This window comes from Luteibacter jiangsuensis (genome assembly GCF_011742555.1).
Taxonomy (GTDB): domain Bacteria; phylum Pseudomonadota; class Gammaproteobacteria; order Xanthomonadales; family Rhodanobacteraceae; genus Luteibacter; species Luteibacter jiangsuensis.
In genome coordinates this window covers 147192-172819 of sequence record NZ_JAAQQR010000004.1, presented here as the reverse complement: position 1 = coordinate 172819, position 25628 = coordinate 147192, and the positions used below count along the sequence as shown (strand labels likewise).

Here is a 25628-nt window from a genome sequence, read left to right as displayed (position 1 = left end):
GCGGACGCATGACGGGATGGCGCGAAGGCGACACGCGGGTGTTGGCGAATGCCGTGCCGCCGCGGGCGATCGGGTTCTGGGGCGGCCTCTCGGCCAACGTGCTGAACATGATCGGCATCGGGCCGTTCGTCACCATCCCGCTGGCGCTTTCCGCGCTGGCGGGTCCGGCAGTGCTGCTGGGCTGGATCGCCGGCGCCTTTCTCTGCCTGTGCGACGGACTGGTGTGGGCCGAGCTGGGTTCCACGATCCCCGAATCCGGCGGGCCCTATCACTACTTGCGCGAGGCCTATGGCCGGGAACGGGCAGGGCGGCTCTTCGGTTTCCTCTACCTCTGGCAGACGCTGCTGACGGCGCCGCTGTCGATCGGCTCCGCAGCGGTGGGCTTTGCGCAATACGCGGGGTACCTCGTGCCTTCCCTGGGCGAGGGCGGTCGCGTCGTCGTCGCCGCCACGCTCTGTTTGCTGAACACGGCGATCCTTTACCGCAAGGTGGGCGATATCCAGAAGCTGTCGCTGGTGGTCACCGTGGCTGTGGTGGCCGCCGCGCTATGGATTGTCCTCACCGGCATCATGCACTTCGACATGGCGACGGCGCGGCATTTCATGGATGCGCCGATGGCCTCCGGCAAGGGTTTCTGGCTGGGGCTCGGTGCGGTGTCGCTGATCGCCGTGTACGACTACGGCGGCTACAACAACGTTTGCATGCTCGGCGGTGAGGTGAAGCAGCCGCGGCGCACCATTCCGATGGCCGTGCTGGTGTCGATTCCGGTGGTGGCCGTCCTCTACCTTGGTCTCAACGTCAGCATCCTCGGCGTGTTGCCCTGGGAACAGGCAGCGCACTCCACCGCGGTGGTGGCCGACATGATGCAGGCGGTGCACGGCGCGTGGGGCGGCACGCTGGCCGTTGTGCTGATCCTCGTCGCCAGTTGGGGGTCGGCGCTGGTCGTGTTGCTCGGCTATTCGCGCGTGCCCTATGCCGCCGCCGCGGCCGGCCAGTTCTTCCGTGCCTTCGCACGGCTGCATCCGCGCGACGGCTTCCCCACGGTGTCGCTGCTGTTCGTCGGGATCACCTCCGCGCTTGCGTGCTTCCTTTCGCTGGAGAGGCTGATCGGCCTGCTGATGGTGGTGCAGATCCTGTTCCAGTACATCGCGCAGTGTTTCGCGGTGGTGGCCCTGCGACGGCGCCCGCGTGTCGAGGGAGCATTCCACATGCCGCTGTATCCACTGCCGATTGCGGTCAGCGTTGCCGGCTGGCTTTACCTCGTCGCCACCAGCGGCGTTCCGACCATGCTGACCGCCTTCGTCGCCATCGCGGCGGGCAGCCTCCTTTTCCTCTGGCAAGCACGGAGAACCCGCACGTGGCCATTCCCCCGTTGAAGCTCCGGGATGTCGCTGTCGTCGGGGAGATCTTCGCCGACCACGTCTTCACCGGCTTTTCCCATTGGCCGCGCCCCGGCGAGGAGGTGATCGCCAGGAGCTACGTGCGCGAACTGGGTGGCGGCAGCGTGAACACGGCGTGTGGGCTTTCGCGCCTCGGCCGCCGCGTGCGACTCGTCGGGCTGATCGGCGATGCCGACTTCGACTGGTTCGAGCGCCGTCTGGCTGAGTTCGACGTCGGCATGGACGGCATACGCCTGGAGCAGGAGGTTACCGGCACCACCGTCAGTGTTTCCATGCGTGACGACCGCACGTTCTTTACCTACCCCGGCGCCAACCGGGGCCTGCCGGATCTGCTGGCGGTGCCATCCGTCATCGCCGACCTCGCTGCGGCGCGGCACGTGCATTTCGCGATGCCACTGTCGCGTGAGCTGGCTTCGTCCATGTTGCCGCCGCTGCGTGCGGCCGGCTGCACGCTGTCGCTGGATGTCGGCCATTCGCCCGACTGGCTGCGCGACCCCGCGAACGTCGCGACGTGTCGCGAGGTGGACCTGTTCCTGCCCAACGCCACCGAGGCCGAAATGCTCTGCGGCCAGGCGGGCGCCGAGGCTTATATGGCATGGGCGCTGGAGAACGGCCTGCCCCGAACCGTCCTGAAACGCGGCGAACAGGGCGCCGTCGCCGTGGCCGGCGGCGTATCCCACCATGTGGCACCGCCGGTGATCGAGGTGGTGGACACCACCGGTGCCGGCGATGCGTTCAACGCCGGCCTGATCGACGCGTGGCTCGACGACGAAGCCCCTGGCCCTGCGCTGGAGCGCGCCTGCATCTGCGGCGCCCTGTGCAGCACGGCCGCCGGCGCCCTCGCGGCGCTACCCCATTCCCCCCAATTGAGGACCCTTCGTGAACAGACGTACCGATCGTAAGATCGCCCTCGTGGGAGGCGGCAGTGTCCGCTCGCCCCTGGTCGTGTTTGGCGTGAACGAGGCCGCCGAAGCCCTCGGTGCCGCCGAGATGGTGCTTTACGATCCGGACCCGGAACGCCTGCGGGTCATGGTGGACCTGGGCAAGGCGATCGTCCGGCGCGGGGGCGGCCAACTTCGCCTGCGCGCTGCCACCTCCATCGAGGACACCATCGAGGGCGCGGATTTCGTCCTCAACAGCATCCGCATCGGCGGCATCGCCGGCCGTGCCGCCGACGAACGCGTCGCGATCGAGCACGGTTATTCCGGCCAGGAAACCACGGGCCCCGCCGGTGTGGCGATGGGCCTGCGCACCATCCCCGTCGCGATCGAACAGGCCCGGCTGGTCGAGCGCCTCTCGCCGGATGCGTGGCTGGTGAACTTCACCAACCCCGCGGGCCTGATCACCCAGGCGGTGAGCGATCACAGCAAGGCGCGCATCGTCGGCATCTGCGATACACCCACGGAGCTCTTCCACAACATCGCCCGTGCGCTCGGCGAGCCGTTCGAATCCGTGGAATGCGACTACGTCGGCCTCAACCATCTGGGCTGGGTACGCAGCGTGCGCGTGCGCGGCGAAGAGAAGATCGACACGCTGATCGACAGCGACGAGCTGTTGCGCAGCCTGTACCTCGCGCCGCTGTTCGATACCGACATGATCCGTACGCTACGGCTCATCCCCACGGAGTACCTGTTCTTCTACTACGAACGCCAGCGCGCGCTGGCCAACCAGCGCCGCCAGGGCGGCAGCCGTGGCGCCGAGATCGCGACACTGAACGACGAACTGATCGCTGCGTTGAGTTCGCGTCTGGCGGCCGGGCAGGGCGACGAGGCGGTGGACATCTATGCCGCCTATCTCAACCAGCGCTCCGGTTCGTACATGAAACTCGAGGCGGAAGGCGGCTCGGCGTTCGACGACGGTGTGAGCCTGGACGTCGATCCGTTCCGCGTCGCGACCGGCTATCACCGCATCGCTATCGATGTGATGAGCGCACTGACCGGCGCGAAGCCCGCGCCTATCGTCGTCAACACGCGCAACCGCGGGGCGGTGCCGGACCTGCCCGATGCCGATGTGGTGGAGACCCTGTGCGATATCTCGCTCGATCGCATCGAACCGCGCAGGGTCGCGCCGCTGCCCGATGCCGTGGCGGGTCTGGTGCGCTCGGTGAAGGCTTATGAGCGCGCGGCCATTGCCTCGGTGCTGGAAGGTAGCCGCCTGGTGGCCCGCAAGGCCATGCTGATCCACCCGGCGATAGGCGAGTGGACACCCACCGCCAGCCTGCTCGACGCATTGCTGGGGCACGCGAACGAAGACGGCGAATGCCTCTGCCACGGGCCGATGCACCGGTAGCAAGGCGGGCCATCCGCGTGGAAGCGCCGCGGCTACGCCGCGGCGCAGCAAGGCCTTTGGGCGCCCCGTGCGCTAAAATGCCTCCCTTTACGCGGAGAGTTCCATGGCACAGCAACCCTCGCCCGGCGCCCGCTTCCGGGCCGCGCTCGCAGCCGAACAGCCGCTGCAGGTGATCGGGGCGATCAATGCCAACCACGCCCTGCTGGCCAGGCGGGCGGGGTTCCGTGCCATCTACCTGTCCGGCGGCGGCGTGGCCGCGGGCTCCCTGGGGCTCCCCGATCTCGGCATCAACACGCTCGACGACGTGCTTACCGACGTGCGCCGCATCACCGACGTGTGCGACCTGCCGCTCATGGTGGATATCGACACGGGCTTCGGCCCCAGTGCGTTCAATATCGCGCGTACGGTGAAAAGCCTCATCAAGTTCGGCGCAGCGGCCTGTCATATCGAGGACCAGGTGGGCGCCAAGCGCTGCGGCCACCGTCCCGGCAAGGAGATCGTCAGCGCGGGCGAGATGGCCGATCGCGTCAAGGCCGCGGCCGACGCGAAGACCGACGCCGACTTCTTCCTCATCGCGCGCACCGACGCCATCGCGGTAGACGGTGTGGACGCCGCCATCGAGCGCGCCATCGCCTGCGTCGAGGCAGGTGCCGATGCGATCTTCGCCGAAGCGGCGTACGACCTGCCGACCTACAAGCGCTTCGTCGATGCCGTGAAGGTGCCCATCCTCGCCAACATCACCGAGTTCGGCCAGACGCCGCTGTTCAGCACCCAGGAGCTGGGCAGCGTGGGCGTCGGCATCGTGCTCTATCCGCTTTCCGCCTTCCGGGCCATGAACAAGGCTGCGGAGAACGTCTACACCTCGATCCGCCGCGACGGCCACCAGCGCAACGTGATCGACACGATGCAGACGCGCGAAGAACTCTACGACCGTATCGGTTACCACGCCTACGAACGTCACCTCGACGAACTGTTCTCCAAGAAAGGTTAAGGAGTCACGCAATGAGCGACACCCCAACCACCACGGCGCCGAAGGCGAAGAAGTCCGTCGCCCTGTCCGGCGTCGCCGCCGGCAACACCGCGCTTTGCACGGTCGGCCGCAGCGGCAACGACCTGCATTACCGCGGCTACGACATTCACGACCTCGCCGCCAAAGGCTCGTTCGAGGAAGTGGCCTATCTCCTCGTGCACGGCGTGCTTCCGAACTGGATGGAGCTGAACGCCTACCGTGCCAAGCTGAAACGCATGCGCGGCCTGCCGGCTCCGGTGAAGAGCGCGCTCGAGTTGCTGCCCGCAGCCACGCACCCCATGGACGTGATGCGCACCGGCGCTTCGGTGCTCGGCACCGTGCTGCCGGAAAAGGACGACCACAACCTCACCGGCGCACGGGACATTGCCGACCGCCTCATGGCGAGCTTCGGTTCCATGCTGCTGTACTGGTACCACTTCAGCCACAACGGCAAGCGCATCGAAACGGAGACGGACGACGAGTCCATCGCCGGGCATTTCCTGCACCTGCTGCACGGGCGCAAACCCAGCGAACTGCACTCGCACGCGCTGGACCGCTCGCTGGTGCTGTACGCCGAGCACGAATTCAACGCCAGCACCTTCACGGCCCGCGTCATCGCCGGCACGGGGTCCGACATGTATTCGGCCATCACCGGTGCCATCGGTGCGCTTCGCGGGCCGAAGCACGGCGGAGCGAACGAGGTGGCGATGGAGATCATCGCCCGCTACCGCGACGCGGCCGAGGCGGAAGCCGACATTCGCGCGCGCGTCGATCGCAAGGAGATCATCATCGGCTTCGGCCATCCGGTGTACACGGTGTCCGATCCCCGCAACGAGATCATCAAGGAAATCTCGCGCAAGCTCTGCACCGAGGGCGGCAATCCGCGCCTGTTCGAGGTGTCGGAGAAGATCGAGAAGCTGATGTGGGAACTGAAGAAGATGTTCCCGAACCTCGACTGGTACTCGGCCTCGGCCTATCACATGATGGGCGTGCCCACTGCCATGTTCACGCCGCTCTTCGTCATCGCCCGCACCTCGGGCTGGAGCGCCCACGTGATCGAACAGCGCCAGGACGGCAAGATCATCCGCCCGAGCGCAAACTACACCGGCCCGGAAGACCAGGCTTACACGCCGATCGAGAAGCGCTGAATTGCGCGCGGCTCCCGCGGGGTGGATGTCCCTGTGGGAGCCGCTTCAGCGGCGATGGGTGCTCGCGACAAGCGGGCCCGCTGCCGCGGGATCGCCGGCATAGCCGGCTCCCACAGAAGGCAGCCGAGCTTTGTGTGGGAGCCGCTTCAGCGGCGATGGGTGCTCGCGACAAGCGGGCCCGCTGCCGCGGGATCGCCGGCATAGCCGGCTCCCACAGGGGCGCTGTACATGGCGTCGATCAGAGTGCAGCCGCCAGGCGCGTCGCCTGATCGATAGCCCGCTTCGCGTCCAGCTCCGCGGCGACATCGGCGCCGCCGATCAGGCGCACATCCACGCCACGCGCCAGCAACGCATCGTGCAGTTCGCGGTTCGGTTCCTGGCCCGCACAGACCACAACGTGATCGACATCCAGGACCTGCGCCTTGCCGTCGACGACGACGTGCAACCCCGCATCGTCGATCTTTTCGTACGCCACACCGCCGATCATCTGCACGCGCTTGTTCTTCAGCGTGGCGCGGTGCACCCAGCCGGACGTCTTGTTGAGGCGGCCACCCGGCCGCCCCGAGGTCCGCTGTAGCAGCCAGACCTGACGCTCGGGCTTTTCCGGCTGCGCGGTCGTAAGGCCGCCGGGTGTGGTCATGGCCATGTCCACACCCCATTCCTTCGTCCAGCGAGCGATGTCGGTGGTGGGGGAGGGCGTGGCTTCGGTGAGGAACTCCGCGACATCGAAGCCGATGCCGCCGGCCCCGACGATGGCGACCTTGTGTCCGACGGCGGCGTCGTTCTGCAACACGTCGAGGTAGCTCAGCACTTTCGGGTGATCCGCGCCGGGTATGTCCAGCATCCGCGGGCGCACGCCGGTGGCGAGCACTACGGTGTCGAAGCTTCCGGAGGCGAGCGCGTCAGGTGTGGCGTCGGTGCCGAGTCGGCGCTGCACGCCGGTCGCTTCGAGGCGATGGTCGAAATAGCGCAGCGCCTCGTGGAATTCTTCCTTACCCGGAATGCGCTTTGCCATGTTGAACTGGCCGCCGATGACCGGCGCGCGATCGAACAGGGTGACGGCATGGCCGCGTTCGGCAAGCGTGGTCGCCGCTGCAAGACCGGCCGGGCCGGCGCCCACGACGGCGACGCGTTTCCGGGCCGACGCTGGCGCGACGATCAGTTCGGTCTCATGGCAGGCGCGGGGGTTCACGAGACACGAGGCGCGCCGGTTCGCGAACACGTGGTCGAGGCAGGCCTGGTTGCACGCGATGCACGTGTTGATGGCCTCGGGCTGTGCCTTGCGCGCCTTGTTCACCCACTCCGGGTCGGCGAGGAAAGGACGCGCCATGGACACCATGTCGGCATCGCCCCGGGCGAGGATGGCCTCGGCCACATCGGGCATGTTGATGCGGTTGGTGGTGACCAGCGGTATGGACACTTCGCCCTTCATCCGCCGTGTGACCCAGGTAAAGGCGCCACGCGGCACACTGGTGACGATGGTGGGGATGCGCGCCTCGTGCCAGCCGATGCCCGTGTTGATGATGGTGGCGCCCGCGGCCTCGATGCCTTTGGCGAGCGTGACGATGTCCGTCCACGATTGGGCCTCGTCCACGAGGTCGAGCATCGACAGGCGGTACACGATGATGAAATCGCGCCCGACCGCCTCGCGCATGCGTCGCACGATCTCGATGGGGAAGCGCATGCGGTTCTCGGCCGAACCGCCCCAGCGGTCGGTACGACGATTCGTGCGCGCCGTGAGGAACTGGTTGATCAGGTAGCCTTCCGAGCCCATGACCTCCACGCCGTCGTAACCGGCGTCGCGGGCCAGTCGCGCGCTGCGCACGAAGGCGTCGATGCTGCGTTCCACGCCACGCGCCGACAGGGCGCGCGGAGTGAACGGTGTGATCGGGGATTTGATCCGCGAAGGGGCGACGGAGAACGGCTGGTAGCCGTATCGCCCGGCATGGAGGATCTGCATGCAGATCTTGCCGCCTTCCGCGTGCACGGCCCGGGTGACCTTGCGGTGCCGGCCCACGTGCCAGGGCATCGACATCGTTCCGGACATCGGCTTCAGCCAGCCCTGGATGTTCGGCGCCATGCCGCCCGTGACGATGAGCCCCACGCCGCCCCTGGCCCGCTCGGCGTAGAAGGCCGCGAGTTTGTCGAAGTCGGAAGCCTTGTCCTCGAGGCCAACGTGCATCGAGCCCATCAGCACGCGGTTGGGCAGGCTCGTGAATCCGAGATCGAGCGGGGAAAGCAGATGCGGGTAGGCCACGGACGGCTCCGTTCAAACGATCGTTCGAATAATGGTCGGAACCGCCGCGTACGGCAAGTGGCCCGGTGCGCCTTCACGAATTCATCCGCAGCAGCCGCGTTACGGCGTGTATCGGCGCCTTTACAACGCAGCCCGCCCGAAGGCGGGCGGTGGCGTCGCAAATCCGCATGGAATCACGTCTCGCCGCGCACGCGACGGAAGGCACGCAATTTGCTCCTTTGCTGGAACCCGGTGCGTTGGCAGGACGTCCGGCCATCCCGAAAAAACAGGGGTTTCGCGTCGTTCACAGGAGACTCTCCCATGCGTAAGACTCTTATTGCCACGGCGATCTGCCTCGCCACCGGATTGGCACTGCCGGCCATGGCCGACGACACCCAGACCGGAGGTGCGGGCCCCAGCGCGCAGCGCCGGTCGATGGCCATCCAGTATTCCGACAGCTCCACCACCAACAACACGGCAACCAGTTCGTTCAACACCATCTCGACCACCGCGGTGGCCGAAAGCACCCTCAACGGCACCGTGACGGGGAATAACGTCCTGAGCCTCGGCAACGTCGCCATGAACCTCGGCAACGCCAATGGCGCGCGCGGCGGATCCGGCGGCGACGGCTATGGCGCGACCGGCCGTGGCGGCTCCGGCGGAGACGGCGGAGCCAGCGGCAACGCGCGCGCGCGCGGTGCGGTCGGCGGTGATGCCAGCACCAGCAGCGGCGGAGCCTGGGGCGCGAGCATGGCCTACGGCGGCGACACCAGCGGGGACGGCGGCAACTCCAACGGCGACGGCGGCAAGGCGAATGGCCGCGGTGCAGGCGACGATACGGCGACCGGCGGATCCACGGCCGGCACGGGCGGCGCGTCGGCGAGCACGGGCGCGACCTCAACGTCAGGCGATTCCTCGCCCACCTCCACGGGCGGAAGCTCGACGGGTGGTGCGGGCGGTACCGCGACGGCGATGTCGGGCGACGGCGGCGCAGGCGCGGCCGGCGGCTCGGGTTCCGGCGGCTCCGGCACCGGCGGCAGCGGTGGTTCCGGCGGGAACGGCGGTTCCAACTCCGTGGGAACCGGCAGCTACAGCATGGCCAACAACATGGGTAGCGCGGGCTCCACGCTGGCCGGCATCGGCAGCTTCGCGGCCAACTCGGGCGCGTCGTCGCTGATCCAGCAGAGCGTCAACGTCCAGGCCAACCTGAGCGTCGGCGGCGCCCCGTAACACGCGGCAACGGTAGCGAGAAGGGAGCCACGGGGCGCGCCCGCGCCCCGTGGCATCCGAAGGGGATCCCCAGCTCCAGGAGAACACTCATGCCGATGTTCCGACCCCACACCGCGTTCGTGGCGCTTGCCTTGCTGGCCGCCCCGTGCGTGGCCGGCGCGCAGTTGGCGCCACCCGGCGAAGCACCTCCATCGTCGTTCGGTGCGCCCGCGTCGGCCGCCCAGTTGCAGGGCATGACCGGCGGTACCGACACCCATGTCACCAACAACCTCAATACGCAGGAATCGAATGGCACCGTGAGCGAAAACACCGCGAAGGGTACTTACAGCGGCGCGAACTTCGTCGGCGATTCCGCCTTCGGGAATTCGGCGGGCCTGCCCACCGTCATCCAGAATTCGGGCAACAACGTGCTCATCCAGAACAACACCATCGTCAACCTGCGGATGAACCCGTGAAAGCACGCCTCGCCCTCGCCATCGGGTTGCTCGCGACGCTGTCGAGCCCCTTCGCTGCCGCGGGCAGGGCAGAGATACAGACGAGCCCGGGTACGTCGTATCCGATGAAGATGACGAGCCTGAAGGAGGCACGTTTCCGCAATACGGTACGGCAGCGGTACGACTTCAGCTGCGGCTCGGCGGCCGTGGCGACGTTGCTCACCTACCAGTATGGCTATCCCGTGGACGAACAGTCGGCGTTCGACGTCATGTACACCCATGGCGATCGCGCGAAGATCGGGAAAGAGGGATTCTCCCTGCTCGACATCAAGCGCTTCCTCGCTTCGCGCGGCTTCCAGGCCGACGGCTTCGAGGTGCCGCTGGAGCGGCTGGACGCGGAAGGCATTCCGGCCATCGTCCTCATCAACGAACGTGGCTACCACCACTTCGTGGTGGTGAAGGGCTACAAGAACGGCCGCGTGCTCGTCGGCGATCCGGCCCGTGGCACGCGCGCGATGTCGAAGCGACGCTTCGACGCCATGTGGACCAATCGCGTCGTGTTCGTCATTCACAACCGGCGCGACAGCGCCATCTTCAACAGTCCGCGGGACTGGGCGGTCGCTCCGGCGGCTCCCATTGGCGAAGGCATCGAGCGAAACGGTCTCGGTCCCCTCGTCATGCCGAAACGCGGACCGGGGGACATATGAAAACCCGAATCCTTTTCGCCGCCGCGCTGCTCGGAAGTGGCCTTTGCGCTACCGCCGGCGCCGCGGAACTGCCGGCGGATCGCGCGCTCTCCGACGCGCGCCTGGACCGCATCCGCGGCGGCTTCGACTTCGGCGACGATCTGCGCGCGTCCTTCGCGTTGCAACGCACCGTGCTGATCAACGGCATGGAGGCGATGCGCACCACCATCAGCGTTCCGGACATCGCCAAGATAACCACGGAACAGGCGGCGGCTCTGCGCGATGCCCTGCGCACCACCGTGATCACGAACGGTGCGGGCGGCGTGGCCGATGCGGTGTCTTCCATGCCGACGGTGACACAGGCGGCTCCGACGGGCGCGGCGGTTCCGTCGGTCGCCTCCGCCACGCCGCCAGCCTCCACGGCGGCGGTGACGCCCGCGCCGATGCAGGCGTTGCCGGCAGCAGTCACGGCCACGCTGCCCTCGTCCGGATTGCCGGGACTCGTTGTGCAGAACTCGCTCGACAACCAGGCCATCTCGGCCACCACCACGATCGATGCTTCGGTGAACACCGCGAACGCGCTGCAAGGCATGCGGCTTGCCGAATCGCTCCATGACGCGGTGATCCAATTCCGGGGGAATTGACGCATGTATCGCAATGGCAGGGTGATGCAGGCAAGGACATGCGCGGGCGCACTGGCGCTCGCCACGCTTCCGCTATGGGTGGGCGCATGCCTCGCGCAGGAATCGCAGGTCGATCCGGCGTTGCGGGAGAAGATCGAGGCACAGGGGAAACGCATCGACGCCATGCGCAGCCGCATGGCCGAGCAGCTCGCGGAACTGGAACAGATGAAACGCGAGCTGGCCGCGCAGGAGGTGCAGTACAACGACCTTCGCCGCGCCATCGGACTCAATGCGCTTGAAGAAGCGCGGGGCGGTTCCGCCGCGCTTGCCGATCCCCGTGCCCAGGCGGCCACGGGCCAGGAGCAGCCGGCCGCGCCGCCGCCGGGAGCGCCAGCGGCGCCGGGCTCGGCGCCCGTGGTGGCCACCCAGCCCGTGGGGCGGCGTCCGGAGCAGGACGAACGCCCGCCGGAAGTCGCGCCCATCTTCGATCAACCCGGCGTACTCACCCCGCGCGGGAAGCTGATACTCGAGCCGTCGTACCAGTACGGCTATTCATCCAGCGATCGTGTCGCGCTCGTGGGCTATACCGTGATTCCCGCGATCCTCATCGGCCTCGTGGACGTGCGTCAGGTGAAAACCACCACGCAGACCGGTGCGGTGGCGTTCCGCTACGGTCTGACCAATCGCATGGAACTCGAAGTGCGCGTTCCCTACGTGGACACGCACACCGACACCATCAGCCGCGAGATCTTCACGGGCACTGCCCAGGACCGCCTCTTCACCACGAGCGGCAAGGGCATCGGCGACGTCGAGGCGACGTTGCGCTATCAGCTCAATGACGGCGGCGCGGACAAGCCGTATTACATCGGTTGGTTCCGCGCCAAGTCGCGCACGGGTCGCGACCCGTTCGAAGTCACCAGCGACTGCGTCACGCGTTGCGTGGAAAACTTCACCGGCACAGGCCTGCCGTTGCGCAGCCCGACCGGCACAGGGTTCTATTCCGCGCAACTCGGCGTGACCTGGCTGTATCCGTCCGACCCCGTCGTGTTCTTCGGCAATCTGAGCTACCTGCACAATTTCGAGCGAAAGAACGTCAGCCGCAATGTGCTCGGGGCGGGCAAGCAGTTCCTCGGTGACGTGAAGGCGGGCGACATCGCGGACATCAGCATTGGCATGGGCCTGTCCCTGAACGAGAAGGCGTCCATCAGCATCGGCTACGATCAGGCCTTCGTGGGGCGCACCACGCAAAACGGCCACCCGCTACCCGGTTCCGCACGAGCCACGCTTGGTTCGCTGCTGATCGGTGGCTCGTATCGCTTCAACGACAAGGAGACGCTGAACGTGACGCTGGGGGTCGGCATCACGCGCGACACGCCTGACACGACGGTCACGGTGCGCGTGCCGATCACGCTCTGACGCGATTTCACATGCGCTTCACCAAGTGTTGCCTGAACGCGTTTCGAACACGCGAAGGTTCCCGTGCACGGAATGCACACGCAAGGGCTCGTTAATCTTTCGTCCGGGGGTTACGAACAAAAACCTTGCAGGGAGTTTTCAGAATGCACACACGTCCACCTCGTCACGCCAAGCTCGCCGCGGGCCTTGCCATCGCTTCGCTCGCCGCCTTCGGCGCGGCCGCGCACGCACAGGACAGCAACAAGAAGTCGCAGTCGCGCGCGCTGGACAACATCAGCCTCTGGGTTGGTGGCTACTACACGAATAACGACACGACGATCGGCGCGAAGACAGGCGTCCTCAACACCAGTGGCGACGTGAACCTCGAAGACGACCTCGACTTCAAGAAGAAAAAGGTCGAACCGCGTGTTCGTCTCGACTTCCTGATCGGCGAGCACCAGGGCTTCACCTTCGATTACTACCAGGTGGACCGCTCGCATTCGAAGAACCTATCCGAGCAGATCAACTTCCTCGGTCAGCCCATCGATGCGACGGCGCGGGTGAAGGGCGACCTGAAGTTCACCTTCGGCAGCGCCGCCTACAAGTGGTGGTTCGGCACCGGCGACGACGTGTTCGGCCTGGGCCTCGGCGCGGCGTACTACAAGGTCGACGCCAGCATCTTCGGTACCGCCAATGTCAACGGCGAGACGTTCAGCGAAGGCTCCAGCACCGATGCCAACGCGTGGGCCCCGAACCTGCAGCTGGGCTGGCGCCACGCCTTCAACGACGAGTGGCGCATGTACGTGAATGCCAACGGCGTGAAGAAGAACGGCGGCAAGCTCAACGGCCACATCTGGGATGCTGCCGTCGGCGTGGAATGGTTCCCGTGGCAGAACGTGGGCTTTGGCGCCGAGTACGCCTACACCCGCATCAAGCTGAACCAGGACAAGCGCAACTACGACCTCAACCTCGACATGAAGGTGCACGGTCCGACGGCCTACGTCCGCTTCCGTTTCTGATCCACCGCGTTCCGGGGGATCCAGGGGCCGCCGCAAGGCGGCCTTTTTTTGCTCGCTCTGGGGGTTCCGGCTGTTCTGCCGAAAACCACAAGAACCTCGCACTGAGGCCCCAGTCCTTGGAAGCGCGTGACGCCCCGGGGGCCGGGGCCGCTCGTTTACGCCAGCGCCTTGTGCCGTGCCCGGCGTGCCCACAGCCAGCCGCCGCCGCAGATGCCGAGGACCAGTAGCGCGTCGAGCAGCCAGGGTGCCCAGGGGCGCGCATCGAACCACGCGGCGACGAGATGGTCGTGCGCGATCATCCGTGCGGCGGTCCAGGCGATGGCGCCCGCGCCGATGTAGATGATGATGGGGAAGCGGTGGATCAGCTTCAGGATCAGGGTGGAGCCCCAGACCACCAACGGCACGCTGATGGCGAGGCCGAGCACGACCAGCACCATGTGCCCCTTGGCCGCGCCCGCGATCGCCAACACGTTGTCCAGGCCCATGAGCGCGTCCGCGACGACGATGGTGCGCAGGGCAGACCAGAAGCCGGAGGCGGCGGCCACGTTGGGGTCGTGTTCGCCCGGCTTGAGCAGCTTCCATGCGATCGGGAGCAGCAGGAGACCGCCCGCCAGCATGAGTCCGGGCAGCTTCAGCAGCCAGATAACCACGAAGGTGAGGGCGACGCGCACGGCAACGGCGCCGAAGGTTCCCCAGAACACGGCTTTCTTCTGGAGGTGTCGGGGCAGGTTCCGTGCCGCCAGCGCGATGACGATGGCGTTGTCGCCCGCAAGCACCAGGTCGAGCAGGACGATGGCGGCGAGGCCGGAAAAGAACTCGGGGGTGAGGAAATCCATGGATGGGAGACCTTGCGCGCGGGTGGACCCATGCGGCGGCGACGGGTACGCGCGCCCGTCGTCGCCACAAAAGTCTCGTTCCCGGCGCGAGCCGCCGCTACGACCGGGACGCTGTGGCGTCCGTACTGACGATCGTGGCGCGCGGGCCGGGACGGCCCGCGGAACTACTCCCCTTCGGGCGGTAGTGGCGCCATTGTGGCCGCTGGGGTGCAGCGCGGCAAGACATCCCCCCGCGGTCACCGGTTAAAATCGCCGGCTTTCCCAACCCCTCGCGAGTGAAGTCCATGAGCGCACACGACATCCGTTCCGCCACGCGTCCCGATCCGGACCAGCCGCTGGTGGACATCGCCAATTACGTGGCCGATTACACCATCGACTCGCAGGAGGCCTATGACACCGCGCGCTACATGCTGCTGGATTCGCTGGCCTGCTCGGCGCTGGCCATGAAGTTCCCGGACTGCGTGAAGCACCTCGGCCCCGTGGTTCCGGGTGCCACGCTCGCCGGCGGCTCCCGCGTGCCGTTCACCTCCCACGAACTCGATCCGGTGCAGGCCGCCTTCGCCATCGGCACGCAGATCCGCTACCTCGACTTCAACGACACCTGGCTCGCGGCCGAATGGGGCCATCCCTCCGACAACCTCGGTGCCATCCTCTCGGTGGCCGACTACCTTTCCCGCAAGGCGGTGAAGGAGGGCGGCAAGCCGCTGACGGTGCGCGACGTCCTTGGTTATGCCATCAAGGCCCATGAGATCCAGGGTTGCTACGCCCTCAAGAACAGCTTCAACCGCGTGGGCCAGGACCACGTGATCCTCGTTCGTCTCGCCTCCACGGCCGTCACCACGGCCATGCTGGGCGGCGACAAGGAGCAGATCACCACGGCCGTCTCGCACAGCTGGATCGACAACGGCGCGCTGCGCACCTACCGTCATGCCCCGAACACGGGTCCGCGCAAGAGCTGGGCCGCCGGCGACGCCTGCCGCCGCGCCGTCACCCACGCGATCAACGCCGTCTACCGCAACGTGGTGGGTTACCCGTCGGCCCTGTCGGCGAAGACCTGGGGCTATTACGACGTGGCCTTCAAGGGCAACGCCTTCGAGTTCGAGCGCCCCTTCGGCAGCTACGTCATGGAAAACGTGCTGTTCAAGATCAGCTTCCCGGCCGAATTCCACGCCCAGACGGCGGTGGAATGCGCCATGGCGCTGCACGCGCAGGTGGGCAACCGCCTCGACGACGTGGAAAAGGTGGTGATCGAGACGCAGGAAGCGGGTTGCCGCATCATCGACAAGACGGGCCCGCTGGCCAACTATGCCGATCGCGATCACTGCATCCAGTACATGGTGGCCGTGCCGCTGATTTTCGGCCGTCTTACCGCCGACGATTACAACGACTCGGTGGCTGCCGATCCGCGTATCGACGCGCTGCGCGACAAAATGACGGTGGTGGAGAATCCGCAATTCACCAAGGACTATTTCGACCCCGAAAAGCGCTATATCGGCAATTCGGTCCAGGTGTTCTTCAAGGACGGTACGTCCACGGAGAAAGTGTCCATCGACTTCCCCATCGGCCACCGCAAGCGCCGCGCCGAAGGTATCCCGGTGCTGCTGAAGAAGTTCGAATCGGCGCTGCGTGCCGAGTGGCCCGCCGACCGCGTCGAGAAGGTGCTGGCCGTTACCTCGTCGCCCGAGAAACTGGACGCCATGCCCATTCACGAGTTCATGACGCTCTTCACGGCTTGATAATGGCCGTGACTCAAGTATGAACGGCGGTTTTTGGCATGTGCTCAATTGTTTGATTTTTGCTAAACTGCCGCCGCCCGTTGAAGGGGTATCAAAGCGAGGGACGGCTGAAGTCCCCGGATTCGACAAGAGTTCTACGCGCGATTTCCGTCTGGGGTGGAGCGCGGACGCGAATACCAATAATGAGGAGACACCGATGAAACGTAAGGGCTTGTTTTTGCTGATCGGCTTGGCCCTGGGCGGCGTGGGTGCCGTTCACGCGCAGGAATCCGCCGACACCGCGGGTAACGGCTATGACGGCCGCTGGTACATCGCCCCGACGGTTGGCGGTTACTACAACGACACCGACCGCAACACCAACAGCCGCCAGGTTTACTACGGCCTGGGCTTCGGCAAGTTCATCTCCAACAACGCGTCGATCGACATCTTTGCCGACCGCACCAAGCGCGACAACGATGGCGTTGGCCACTGGTCGAACAACAGCTACGGCGTTGCCGCCCGCTTCTACGCTGGTGCGTGGGACAGCTGGCGTCCGTACCTGCTCGCCGGTGTGATGGGTTCGTACCACCACAACCCGTCGGACAACGGCTGGTCCCCGGCCGCCGAGCTCGGCGTCGGCGTGTCCAAGACCATCACCGACAGCTCCGACTTCCGCGTGGAAGCCGGCTACCGCTACGACTGGGACGACAAGACCAACGATAGCGAGAACGGCTACGGCGACTGGTTCCTCGGCTTCTCGATCGTGTCGCGCTTCGGCGAGCCGCCGGCTGCTCCGGCTCCGGCCGCTGCTCCGGCCCCGGCTGCTCCGGACTGCTCCACGCTCGACACCGACGGCGACGGCGTGAACGATTGCGACGACAAGTGCCCGGCCACCCCGGCTGGCACGATCGTCGGCCCGGATGGTTGCCCGCAGAAGGTCGTCATCGACCTGCGCGGCGTCAACTTCAAGTTCGACCGTCCGAAGAAGGGCGAGACGAACATCGGCCCGACCCTGCAGGAGCCGACCAGCGAGTCGCTGGGCGTCCTCGACCAGGCTGTCGACACCCTGCAGCGTTACCCGCAGGTCAAGGTCACGGTTGCCGGTTACACGGATAGCGTGGGTAAGGACGCTTACAACCAGGGCCTGTCCGAGCGTCGCGCGAAGATCGTGTACGACTACCTGACCTCGCACGGCATCGGTGCTGATCGTCTGGAAGGCCCGATCGGCCACGGCGAGAACAACCCGATCGACACGAACGACACGGCCGAAGGCCGCGCTCGCAACCGTCGTACCGAGCTCCAGGTTCAGCAGTAATCTGCCCCGAACCGCTCGCAAGATCGGTAGCAACAAGAAGGAGCCCGGCGAAAGCCGGGCTCTTTTTTTGGTTCTTCGCGTGTTTCCGGGGATTGCGGATTCCTGCTTTGCGCTTGCTGCTTGGGCTTCGTAGGGTGGGCTCGCCTGTTCGGCCTCGCGCTCGGCGCTCGTACGTGGTCGGGAAGCCGGCAGCCGTCGCCCTCGCCGCGAAGACTTCCGTCGTTCCTTGCGAAAGGAGAGCCGCTGCGCGGCTCGTGTCTGATGGCTTACGCCGCGGCGGACCCGGGTGTCCGGGCGGGGGTCTTCGACTCGGCCTCCTGCCTCGGCGAAGACGGCGGGCCGTCCTGGCCCGCCCCCTGACGGGCCTTTTCCGCCCGCACGCCCTCGACTCCAGACATCGCGGCGAGGGCGACGGCTGCCGGCATCGGACGGTGCGGTGGTGTGTTGTGTAGTGCGTGGCGCGGCGTCGTTCTATCAGTCTGTGGCGACCGTTCGCGCTCAAGTCGCTGGGTGCCTGCTTTCGCAGGCACGACGGTAGTTGGGAGTCTCTCGCGTGTCGTAGGAGCGCGTCCCCATCGCGCGCGAGACGATTCGCGACGCTCTCTGTGGGAGCCGGCTGCGCCGGCGATCCCGCGGCAGCGGGCACGCTTGCCGCGAGCAGCCATCGCCGCTGAAGCGGCTCCCACACAAAGCGAAGCGGCTCGCACGAGAGCGCGACGCGACGGTCTCGCTGCGTCCCCACCGACCGTCGTGCCTGCGAAAGCAGGCACCCAGCGCCTTGGTCAGCGACGATGCGAGAGCACACCATCGGCTCGTGCTCCGGCTCTCTCCACAACAACCCGCACCGTCGGTTGCCAGTACCCGTTCCCCTCGCCGCGAAGACTTCCGTCGTTCCTTGCGAAAGGAGGTCGCACCACGCACCCCGGAATTACGCGAAGCACCTCCCTTTTTTTGTCTTCGCGGAAGTCGGGGAAGTGCTGCTACCCTTCGGACGCATAGCCGTACGGACGTCCACAGGGGACCCATGAAACTTGCGCCAGCCCTTCTGCTATCGATCTCGCTCGCCTGCGCGGGCTGTGCAACGCGTCCCCTGGCTCCCGCGCCGGTGCTTGCCGGGGATGCGGCGCATCCCGCCGCGGCGACAGGGTGGGTGCGCACCGAGCTGTATTTCGGGCTGGGAGCGGCCGATGGAAAGAGCGGGGTGGACGAGGCCGGATGGCGCGCCTTCCTCGATCGGGAGGTGACGCCTCGCTTTCCGAGCGGGCTGACCGTGGTCGATGCCTATGGGCAGTGGCAGGGCAAGGGGCAATCCGTGCCGGAGCGGTTGCGTTCGAAGATCGTGGTGCTGCTGCATCCGGACACACCGGCCCAGCGGATGGCGATAGACGAGATCCGCGCGGCATGGAAGGCCAGGACCGGCGACCAGTCCGTGCTTCGCGTGAGCCAGCCGGCGGAGGTGTCCTTCTGATGGCCATCGATTCCGTTCCACGCCGCCGTTTCGGGGGTGGCGATCTCAACGGCGTGCTCGGGCTCGTCGTGGACAATCTTTCGCTGCTGGCTTTCATGGCGAGCGCACTGGTAGGCATCTTCGGCATGCCCGCCGATCTGGTCTTCCGCAGGATGTTCCCCGGTACCGCGCTTGGCGTCCTGCTGGGGAACCTCGCCTACACCTGGATGGCCCGCCGGCTCGCCGCGCGCACGGGACGGTCGGACGTTACCGCGATGCCGCTGGGGATCGATGCGCCCACAAGCATCGGCATGGCGTTGCTGGTGCTGGGGCCAGCCTTCGCTGCGTATCGCCACGCGGGTATGGACGACATCACCGCCGGCGAGGCCACGTGGCACCTTGGCATGGCGTCACTGGTGGTCATGGGTGTGCTGAAGTTCGTGCTTTCCTTCTTCGGTGCCTGGGTGCAGCGCTCGGTGCCGCGCGCGGGCCTGCTCGGATCGATTGCGGGCATCGCGCTGGTGCTGATGGGTTTCCTGCCACTGGTGGAGATCATGCGCGTGCCTGTCGTGGGCTTCGCGGGACTCGGCATCGTGCTGTACTGCCTGGTGGCGAAGCGGCGTTTGCCCTTCGGGGTTCCCGGCGTGCTCGGTGCCTTCCTCGTGGGCGTGCTGCTCTACTACGGCCTGGGACCGATAGGCCTGCTGGGCACGGGATACCACCCGCCCGGCACATGGCAATGGCGACTCGGCTTTCCCTGGCCCAATCTCGGGTTCCTGCAGGGCCTGCCTGCCACCGTGCCCTACCTTCCCCTCATCCTGCCGTTCGGCCTGCTCATGGTGGTGGGTGGCATCAACGTGACCGAAAGCGCTCGCGCCGCGGGCGACGACTACTCCACCCGCGACATCCTGCTCGTGGAGGCGCTTGCGACCCTGGTGGCAGGGTTCTGCGGCGGCGTAGCCCAGACCACACCCTACATTGGGCAACCGGCCTACAAGGCGATGGGCGCACGCACGGGCTACACACTCGTGACCGGCCTCGTGATCGGCCTGGGCGGCGTGCTGGGCTATCTGTCGAACCTGGTGGAACTGCTGCCGGTAGCGGTGCTGGCACCTATCCTCGTGTTCGTCTCGATAGGCATCACCACGCAAGCGTTCGAAGCCACCCCGCTGCGTTACGCGGGAGCGGTGGTCTTCAGCTTCTTCCCGGCGATCGCGCGGATGCTGGCGATCAAGCTGGGCGACCCGACCATTGTCGATCCGACTCGCTTTGCCGCGCTGTATGCCGACACCAGCCACGGTGTTCCGGTCATGGCCGTGATCGTGATTCTCGGCAATGGCTTCATCATCACCTCCATGGTGTGGGCCAGCTTCGTAGTGGCCATGATCGACGGGCACGTGCGCAAGGCTGCCGGCATCGTGGCGCTGGGCGCCGTGCTGACGGCGTTCGGCCTGATCCATTCGGTGGAGCCGATAGGCGCGGTGTACCTGCCATGGACCCTGGACGCCGCGGCCCAGGCCATGGTCTGGCCGTTCGTGGCGGCGTATGGCGCGTTGGCCGTCGTCCTGCTGCTTCTATCGCTGGGCGGCGGGGGAGCCTCGGAACGGGCGCTGCCCAAGGGTTGATTTGCACCGACCGCGCGACCACCCTTGGGCATTGCCCAGCCGGATAACCATGACGATGCCGACGAACCTGCCGCCGGTCACCCGCAATCTGCTGATTGCCAACATTCTGGTGTTCGCGCTGCAGTACCTCTTGCGCGACCAGGACACGCTGGCGCTGACGCGCTGGTTCGCCCTCTGGCCGTACGGGCACGACATCGCCGTGGACCTCGGTGGCGGCGATGTGGCGGGCATCGGATTCCGCGTCTGGCAGCTGGTGACCTACGGCTTCATGCATGGCGGCTTCATGCACATCGTCTTGAACATGTACGCCCTGTACATGTTCGGCGGCCTCATCGAACGCGTGATGGGCGCGCGCCGTTTCACCATCTACTACTTCACCTGCCTGGTCGCGGCGGCGGTGGCGCAGCTGGCCGTCATCTACCTGTTCGAATCGGATCGCATGTATCCGACGGTGGGCGCCTCCGGCGCGGTGTTCGGTCTGCTCGGTGCGTTCGCCATGCTGTTCCCGCGCGAAAAGCTGATGCTGATCCCCATTCCCATCGGCATTCCCGCGTGGTTGTTTGTCATTCTGTACGGCACGGCTGAGCTCGTCTTCGGTGTCACGGGTACGCTCGCAGGCATTGCGCATTTTGCCCACCTTGGTGGTCTGGTGGCCGGCCTGTGCCTGCTCTGGGCGTGGGGCGTCAGACCGGGGCGGGCCATGTAGCGCCCGTGGGTCCGCGCCTCCTTTCCCGACGGGCCTTCGGGTGTTTGCCCGCCGGTTCGTGGCGAACTATCCGTCGGTGTCCGACGTCCCGCGAAGGCCTACGCTGACCCGCTTTTCGCCCCGCGGTGGCAGTTCCACGCAGATGTGAGTCCTACAGTCGTCCACCCCTGATTCCACACAAGAGGTCGACGATGACAATGCCCCCCGCACCTGCACGCTTGCGGGTGTTGAGTACCTTGCTGGCTTCCGCGACGATGTCGTACCTGGCCGGCATGCCCTTCGCCGCGGCGCAACCGATGGGCGCATCCGGCAGCGCAAGCCAGCCGGTCGAACAAGCGGGGTCCGCCGCTGCGTCGCCGGCGCGCAAGGTCTGGCTGGCATCCCTCACGTTCTCCACCACGGCCGATGCCAGGGCCTTCGAGGACATCTCCGCCCGGGTTGCCGCAGTGTTGCCGCCGGATCCGCGCGAGGTGGCGCGCGCCTTCATCCGCGAGCACCTGAAGATCGAGGGCGACGATTACGTGGTCGCGCATTTCCGCGGTCCCGGTGGACGACGTCGCGGCAAGCCCGACCACACCGTTCCGCTCGTGGATGCGGTCATGGAGGCGTTCCCGGAGCAGGCTGGCTACAGCACGTTCGCCGTGGCCGCGGATACCGTTGGCGGATTGGGCAGCGGCGGACACAGCCCGGGCATCGTCGAACTCGGAGAGCACCTGATCCACGCGAGCAGCGTAAAGGGTGTGTTCGGCGATCTGTGGCAGTTCCTCTGGAGCCGTACGGGCCCCGGTTACCTCTACAACACCTTTTTCGCCAAGGGCAACGTCATCGAGACGGCGAAGGAGGAATCGCGCGACGTGGACGAGGCGTTCGGCATCTTCCGGAAAGGAGGTTTCTCCGCGGAGTATGAGAGCCCGCATCGCCTGTCGGACGTCCTCGAACATGCCAAGGCGCCCAGCGCGTTCGCCGAACTGCCCTACATCCTCCGCCTGAAAGGCGAGCTGGACACGTACTGGCGCGAGCACCGGGCAAACTGGGCCGTCGTCGCCCGTTACCAGTTCGTGCTCCGGGCACGTGCCGCGCATGCTTCCGGCCTGCTGGACGACAAGCAGTTCGAACTCGTGATGCGCGGCGGCGCCCCGCACGTTCCGCTTTCCGGCCCCATCACCCTCGACCACCTGCGCACGTCGTCGCGGGACGCCTCGGTGCAGATCCGTCCCTTCGACATCAACGGCTACACGGCGAGCAACCTTGTCCGCTTCGTCGCCGGCGACGGGAGCGAGGTGATGTACGTGCCCGGCTTCGATCCGTCGTTCGTGGTGGCCGGCAGCGAGCAGGCACTTCGACAGTGGGTGTATGGACAGGCGCAGGATCCGCATGCGCTGGACGCCCTGCTTTCGCATTTTTCCATCCAGGACAGCCAGGACGGCGTGTTCTGGACCGGGGTCAGGCACGGTCTGGAAAAAATCGGCAACGGCCAGTGGCAGCATGACGGGCGCGCGATCGATCACGCGAACGCCGCCATCGCGGGCGATGTCTTCGACGACATGCGGGACGCGACGGAGCGCCGGACTCGCGCCGATGCCCTCGTGCAAACCCGCAACGCGTGGGAGACATGGCGGGTCACCGTCAACCGCACGGCAGCGTTGCTGTCTCCCCTCGGATTCGTTCGACCCCTCGTCATCCCCGTGCAGGTGGCGCTCGCCGTCGTCGGCACGGGTACGGGTATCGAACAGGGAGTGGACGGCAAAACCCTGGAAGAAAGGAAACGGGGATTCGAGCAGGCCGGCATGACACTGGTGTCGACGGCGCTCACCGGGGCGGGACTTGGCGGCAAGCGCCCCGCCGAGCCCGGTGCCGCCGCAGAGCCGGTGACCGGACGCCAGCCGACGTTCAAGCCGCCGCAGCGGATCAATGGCCGGGTCGGCTATCTCGCCAGCCCCGCGCGGGCACCGAGGTTTCCCGGTCTAGGCAGCCGCATCTACCTCAGCTCGGAAGGCCGTCTCGTGCGCTGGTCCGCCGAGGACTACGTCGCGCAGACATGGAAGCATTTGCCCCAGGGTGCCACGGAAGTGTCGCCCGGTGTCTTCCGTGCCGGAGACAGGCTCATGGTGAAACTGGAAAACGGAAGGGCGGTGCAGATCGTCCTCGACGGTACCGGTTACCGCACCCTGCTACGCAATCGCACGCCAGGCCCCCGAATCGCGCCGAAACGGGGTGCCGTGTGGGAGTTCGACTTCACCGACGCCAACCACATGCCCGGTAGTTACCTCTCGAACGTCGTGGCGAACGACTATTCCGCGGACCCGCACGCACTCAACCGGGCAGCCCAGGTGCTGCACCAGTTCGGCTCGTCGGAAGCGAGTGTGCGCGATGCCGAAGCGCGCGAGCCCGGTCCGCTGGCGCGCCTGTCGCTCGCGCACGGCATTCTCGAAACGCTCGCCGGGAGGTTGCGCGATCGTCATGCGGTCGGCTGGACACCCAGGGAAGTGGAATTGCTGCTTCCGTCCATCACGGAGCAGGTGAATCACCCCATCGCTCTCTTCGAGGGAGACGACTTCCAGTTCGGAAGGCGGCCGGACGGCACCGAATTCGATGCGCAAAGCATTCCGGACGACACCATTCGCCTTCGCCATGCCGATGGCCATTACACCCTTGTCGGCGACCCCCTGGCGGCGCCGTCAGCGTGGAATTCCGTCTTCAAGCTGGTGGGCAGGGCGCTCGGCGACCTCGCCCATAGCGGATGGGAAGAGCAATTCCGCAAGACGCTGGCCGAGAACCTCGAGGCGCGGTCGACCCTTCCGGAACTCCAGATCATCCACCGCCGGTGGATCGATCCGCTGGACCTTCCCAAGGGCAGGAAGCAGGCACTGAAGGCGCTGTCCAGCCTGCGCCAGGCACTCGTCGATCCGCACACCTGGGTATCCACGGACAAGGTGGCGAAGCTTCGTGCGGCGGACCAGGCGCGGCGTTCGGAACTGTTTCCGGGTGAACGCGATCCATGGCCCGTGCTTGACGAGGTGCTGGCGAGGAAGCACGACCCGCGACGACCACACGATGGCACGGGCGCGCCATTCCTGATGCAGCTCCTCACGAGGATCGCGGAAGAACAGGACGGGCTGCTGCCGCACGGCCTCGATCATCTGGTCGTGAAGACACCTTCGGTCCTTTCCGCGCCGGGTGCCGCAACGGCCGATCAGTGGAGCGTCGCCGGGCGCCATTACGTGCGGCTGCGTCATCTGGACGGCCGTACGCAAGTGGTCGAGACGGAGGCGCCCGAGGCGGGCGGTTACCTTCAGATCCTGGCTCCGGGCGACGGTCCGGGCCGTGGCACCGGCCGCTACGTCGTCGATCTCAATGGCGAATGGTTTCCGGAAGAAGGCGTGCGCAACGGTCTCAATCTTATGCCCCCCGTGACCGACCTGCAGGCGTTCGTGAATGTCGACGTGCGGCCGCCGCCGGCGGAGGACAACGATTTCACCGTTATCGAACGCATGGTCAACAGCATTCCGCAGCCGATGCTTCGTCTCGTGGGAACATCGTTGCCGGAGGCAGGCACCACGCCGCAAGGCGCAGTGGAGTTCACCATCCGCCATCCGGTGACCGGTGTGGCTGTGAGCTTTCCCACGCACCTCGACCTGGCAGGCAAGCCGGCCCCCCGTCCGTGGCATGCCGCGTTGCCGCCGGACACACTGGCAACCTCGCCGCTGGATCGTCAGCTTGTGATGCCCGTGCCGGATAACGGCGCGTCCCGCGCCGGCACACCCGATGCGGCCGCGTACCTGGCGATGCTCAGGGACGAACGGCCGATCAGCGCCTTCGTCGAAGCCGGTTTCGGCGATCGCCACATCAAGGTGCTGGTCCAGACGAGGCGTTTGCGAGGCCTTCTGCGGGAAGACGGGCACGTCGCCGTCGTCGGCGCGACGCCGGAGCACGCCTTTACCCTGGTCATGCCGGCCGACGCGGACGCGCTTGGCTTCGTATCGACGGGCGCGGCGGGTAGCCGTGCCTTCGCGAACCTGCCGCCCGGCACCCGTATTGTGGATCCGATGTATGGCGTCAGCACGACCGCGCGGGATTATCCCGCTGCCATACGGGCGGTGGCCCGCGGCTGGGAGGCCGACGGCGTGTCGATGAAGCGGATCGAACGGAACGGCAGCGAGACCCGGGAATCGCCCGTCGCGTTTACCGAACGGCTCCTGGCATCGCCGGTGAAGGCCAACCTCTGGAACCCGGAGGGCGATCCCATCTCGGAAACCGGATACGTCCGCTACATGCGCCGCCTCTATGAAAGGTACGGCACGCTGCGCCATGCCGGACTCGACTGGCTGGGTAGCCGCGCCGCGAGACGCGACTACATGAGCTACTTCGCCAAGCCCTACGACGTGATGCCGACATGGGACGCGCCGCCGGGCACCGAGGCGGCGGCGAAAACCCTGCACGAGCTCGCGCGCACGGCGGTGCAGGTTCTCGCGCCGCTCGGCTCGCCACCCGTGATGTAAGTCCTGCCGCCCGGGG

The 25628-nt window shown here is 66.6% G+C and carries 19 protein-coding genes; 17 read left to right on the top strand and 2 right to left on the bottom strand.

What is annotated here, in order from left to right:
- Positions 1-8 precede the first annotated feature (8 nt).
- The 5 genes from HBF26_RS10625 to prpC all read left to right on the top strand — a co-directional run bounded on the left by HBF26_RS10625 (position 9) and on the right by prpC (position 5846).
- On the top strand, positions 9-1376 hold the full coding sequence (locus tag HBF26_RS10625) for an APC family permease (RefSeq protein WP_167125827.1): 1368 nt from the start codon (positions 9-11) through the stop codon (positions 1374-1376).
- Positions 1358-2302 (top strand): carbohydrate kinase family protein, encoded by a 945-nt coding sequence (locus tag HBF26_RS10620; protein WP_338039666.1) that lies wholly within the window; start codon positions 1358-1360, stop codon positions 2300-2302. The genes HBF26_RS10625 and HBF26_RS10620 overlap by 19 nt, the downstream gene beginning before the upstream one ends.
- Complete coding sequence (locus tag HBF26_RS10615; RefSeq protein ID WP_167125824.1) at positions 2280-3689, top strand: family 4 glycosyl hydrolase; 1410 nt, start codon at positions 2280-2282, stop codon at positions 3687-3689. Before HBF26_RS10620 ends, HBF26_RS10615 begins: the two co-directional genes overlap by 23 nt.
- Before the next feature lie 103 nt (positions 3690-3792).
- On the top strand, positions 3793-4680 hold the full coding sequence (prpB, locus tag HBF26_RS10610) for a methylisocitrate lyase (protein WP_167125821.1): 888 nt from the start codon (positions 3793-3795) through the stop codon (positions 4678-4680).
- 11 nt (positions 4681-4691) lie between these two features.
- Positions 4692-5846: a bifunctional 2-methylcitrate synthase/citrate synthase gene (gene prpC / locus HBF26_RS10605; RefSeq protein ID WP_167125818.1), complete on the top strand. Its 1155-nt coding sequence runs from the start codon at positions 4692-4694 to the stop codon at positions 5844-5846.
- Between the two features lie 238 nt (positions 5847-6084).
- Here prpC and HBF26_RS10600 read toward each other — a convergent pair whose 3' ends face one another.
- The gene (locus HBF26_RS10600) at positions 6085-8103 is read right to left on the bottom strand and encodes an FAD-dependent oxidoreductase (RefSeq protein WP_167125815.1); all 2019 of its coding nucleotides are present in this window, start codon (positions 8101-8103) and stop codon (positions 6085-6087) included.
- 300 nt (positions 8104-8403) lie between these two features.
- Between HBF26_RS10600 and HBF26_RS10595 the strand changes: the two genes are divergently transcribed.
- The 6 genes from HBF26_RS10595 (at position 8404) to HBF26_RS10570 (ending at position 13469) form a co-directional block, all read left to right on the top strand.
- A complete protein-coding gene (locus HBF26_RS10595) occupies positions 8404-9312 on the top strand; it encodes a hypothetical protein (RefSeq protein WP_167125812.1) in 909 nt (302 codons plus the stop codon).
- An 89-nt stretch (positions 9313-9401) separates the two neighbouring features.
- Complete coding sequence (locus tag HBF26_RS19560; protein WP_167125809.1) at positions 9402-9767, top strand: hypothetical protein; 366 nt, start codon at positions 9402-9404, stop codon at positions 9765-9767.
- The gene (locus HBF26_RS10585; RefSeq protein ID WP_338039665.1) at positions 9764-10453 is read left to right on the top strand and encodes a C39 family peptidase; all 690 of its coding nucleotides are present in this window, start codon (positions 9764-9766) and stop codon (positions 10451-10453) included. Before HBF26_RS19560 ends, HBF26_RS10585 begins: the two co-directional genes overlap by 4 nt.
- Positions 10450-11076 (top strand): hypothetical protein, encoded by a 627-nt coding sequence (locus tag HBF26_RS10580; protein WP_167125806.1) that lies wholly within the window; start codon positions 10450-10452, stop codon positions 11074-11076. Before HBF26_RS10585 ends, HBF26_RS10580 begins: the two co-directional genes overlap by 4 nt.
- Before the next feature lie 3 nt (positions 11077-11079).
- Positions 11080-12471: an acetate kinase gene (locus HBF26_RS10575; RefSeq protein WP_205287622.1), complete on the top strand. Its 1392-nt coding sequence runs from the start codon at positions 11080-11082 to the stop codon at positions 12469-12471.
- 143 nt (positions 12472-12614) lie between these two features.
- Positions 12615-13469, top strand: coding sequence for an outer membrane protein (locus HBF26_RS10570; protein ID WP_167125803.1), 855 nt, complete (start codon positions 12615-12617; stop codon positions 13467-13469).
- 155 nt (positions 13470-13624) lie between these two features.
- Here HBF26_RS10570 and HBF26_RS10565 read toward each other — a convergent pair whose 3' ends face one another.
- Positions 13625-14305 carry a TerC family protein gene (locus HBF26_RS10565; RefSeq protein ID WP_167125800.1) on the bottom strand — a complete coding sequence of 227 codons (681 nt, stop codon included), beginning with the start codon at positions 14303-14305 and terminating at the stop codon, positions 13625-13627.
- 284 nt (positions 14306-14589) lie between these two features.
- Here HBF26_RS10565 and HBF26_RS10560 point away from each other — a divergent pair, with 284 nt between their 5' ends.
- From HBF26_RS10560 to HBF26_RS10535, 6 genes are all read left to right on the top strand, one after another.
- The gene (locus HBF26_RS10560) at positions 14590-16041 is read left to right on the top strand and encodes a bifunctional 2-methylcitrate dehydratase/aconitate hydratase (protein ID WP_167125798.1); all 1452 of its coding nucleotides are present in this window, start codon (positions 14590-14592) and stop codon (positions 16039-16041) included.
- Between the two features lie 196 nt (positions 16042-16237).
- Complete coding sequence (locus HBF26_RS10555; RefSeq protein WP_167022194.1) at positions 16238-17335, top strand: OmpA family protein; 1098 nt, start codon at positions 16238-16240, stop codon at positions 17333-17335.
- A 1024-nt stretch (positions 17336-18359) separates the two neighbouring features.
- A complete protein-coding gene (locus tag HBF26_RS10550; RefSeq protein ID WP_167125796.1) occupies positions 18360-18803 on the top strand; it encodes a DUF3574 domain-containing protein in 444 nt (147 codons plus the stop codon).
- Complete coding sequence (locus tag HBF26_RS10545) at positions 18803-20407, top strand: SulP family inorganic anion transporter (RefSeq protein WP_167125794.1); 1605 nt, start codon at positions 18803-18805, stop codon at positions 20405-20407. The genes HBF26_RS10550 and HBF26_RS10545 overlap by 1 nt, the downstream gene beginning before the upstream one ends.
- A gap of 55 nt (positions 20408-20462) precedes the next feature.
- Entirely contained in the window at positions 20463-21113 is a 651-nt protein-coding gene (locus HBF26_RS10540) for a rhomboid family intramembrane serine protease (protein WP_167126516.1), read from the top strand.
- A gap of 191 nt (positions 21114-21304) precedes the next feature.
- On the top strand, positions 21305-25612 hold the full coding sequence (locus HBF26_RS10535; protein ID WP_167125792.1) for a dermonecrotic toxin domain-containing protein: 4308 nt from the start codon (positions 21305-21307) through the stop codon (positions 25610-25612).
- Positions 25613-25628 lie beyond the last annotated feature (16 nt).

Coding starts and splice junctions, on each gene's coding strand:
- HBF26_RS10625 (WP_167125827.1), top strand. CDS start 9: ATGACGGGATGGCGCGAAGGCGACACGCGGGTGTTGGCGAATGCCGTG.
- prpB (WP_167125821.1), top strand. CDS start 3,793: ATGGCACAGCAACCCTCGCCCGGCGCCCGCTTCCGGGCCGCGCTCGCA.
- prpC (WP_167125818.1), top strand. CDS start 4,692: ATGAGCGACACCCCAACCACCACGGCGCCGAAGGCGAAGAAGTCCGTC.
- HBF26_RS10595 (WP_167125812.1), top strand. CDS start 8,404: ATGCGTAAGACTCTTATTGCCACGGCGATCTGCCTCGCCACCGGATTG.
- HBF26_RS19560 (WP_167125809.1), top strand. CDS start 9,402: ATGCCGATGTTCCGACCCCACACCGCGTTCGTGGCGCTTGCCTTGCTG.
- HBF26_RS10580 (WP_167125806.1), top strand. CDS start 10,450: ATGAAAACCCGAATCCTTTTCGCCGCCGCGCTGCTCGGAAGTGGCCTT.
- HBF26_RS10575 (WP_205287622.1), top strand. CDS start 11,080: ATGTATCGCAATGGCAGGGTGATGCAGGCAAGGACATGCGCGGGCGCA.
- HBF26_RS10570 (WP_167125803.1), top strand. CDS start 12,615: ATGCACACACGTCCACCTCGTCACGCCAAGCTCGCCGCGGGCCTTGCC.
- HBF26_RS10565 (WP_167125800.1), bottom strand. CDS start 14,305: ATGGATTTCCTCACCCCCGAGTTCTTTTCCGGCCTCGCCGCCATCGTC.
- HBF26_RS10560 (WP_167125798.1), top strand. CDS start 14,590: ATGAGCGCACACGACATCCGTTCCGCCACGCGTCCCGATCCGGACCAG.
- HBF26_RS10555 (WP_167022194.1), top strand. CDS start 16,238: ATGAAACGTAAGGGCTTGTTTTTGCTGATCGGCTTGGCCCTGGGCGGC.
- HBF26_RS10550 (WP_167125796.1), top strand. CDS start 18,360: ATGAAACTTGCGCCAGCCCTTCTGCTATCGATCTCGCTCGCCTGCGCG.
- HBF26_RS10545 (WP_167125794.1), top strand. CDS start 18,803: ATGGCCATCGATTCCGTTCCACGCCGCCGTTTCGGGGGTGGCGATCTC.
- HBF26_RS10540 (WP_167126516.1), top strand. CDS start 20,463: ATGCCGACGAACCTGCCGCCGGTCACCCGCAATCTGCTGATTGCCAAC.
- HBF26_RS10535 (WP_167125792.1), top strand. CDS start 21,305: ATGACAATGCCCCCCGCACCTGCACGCTTGCGGGTGTTGAGTACCTTG.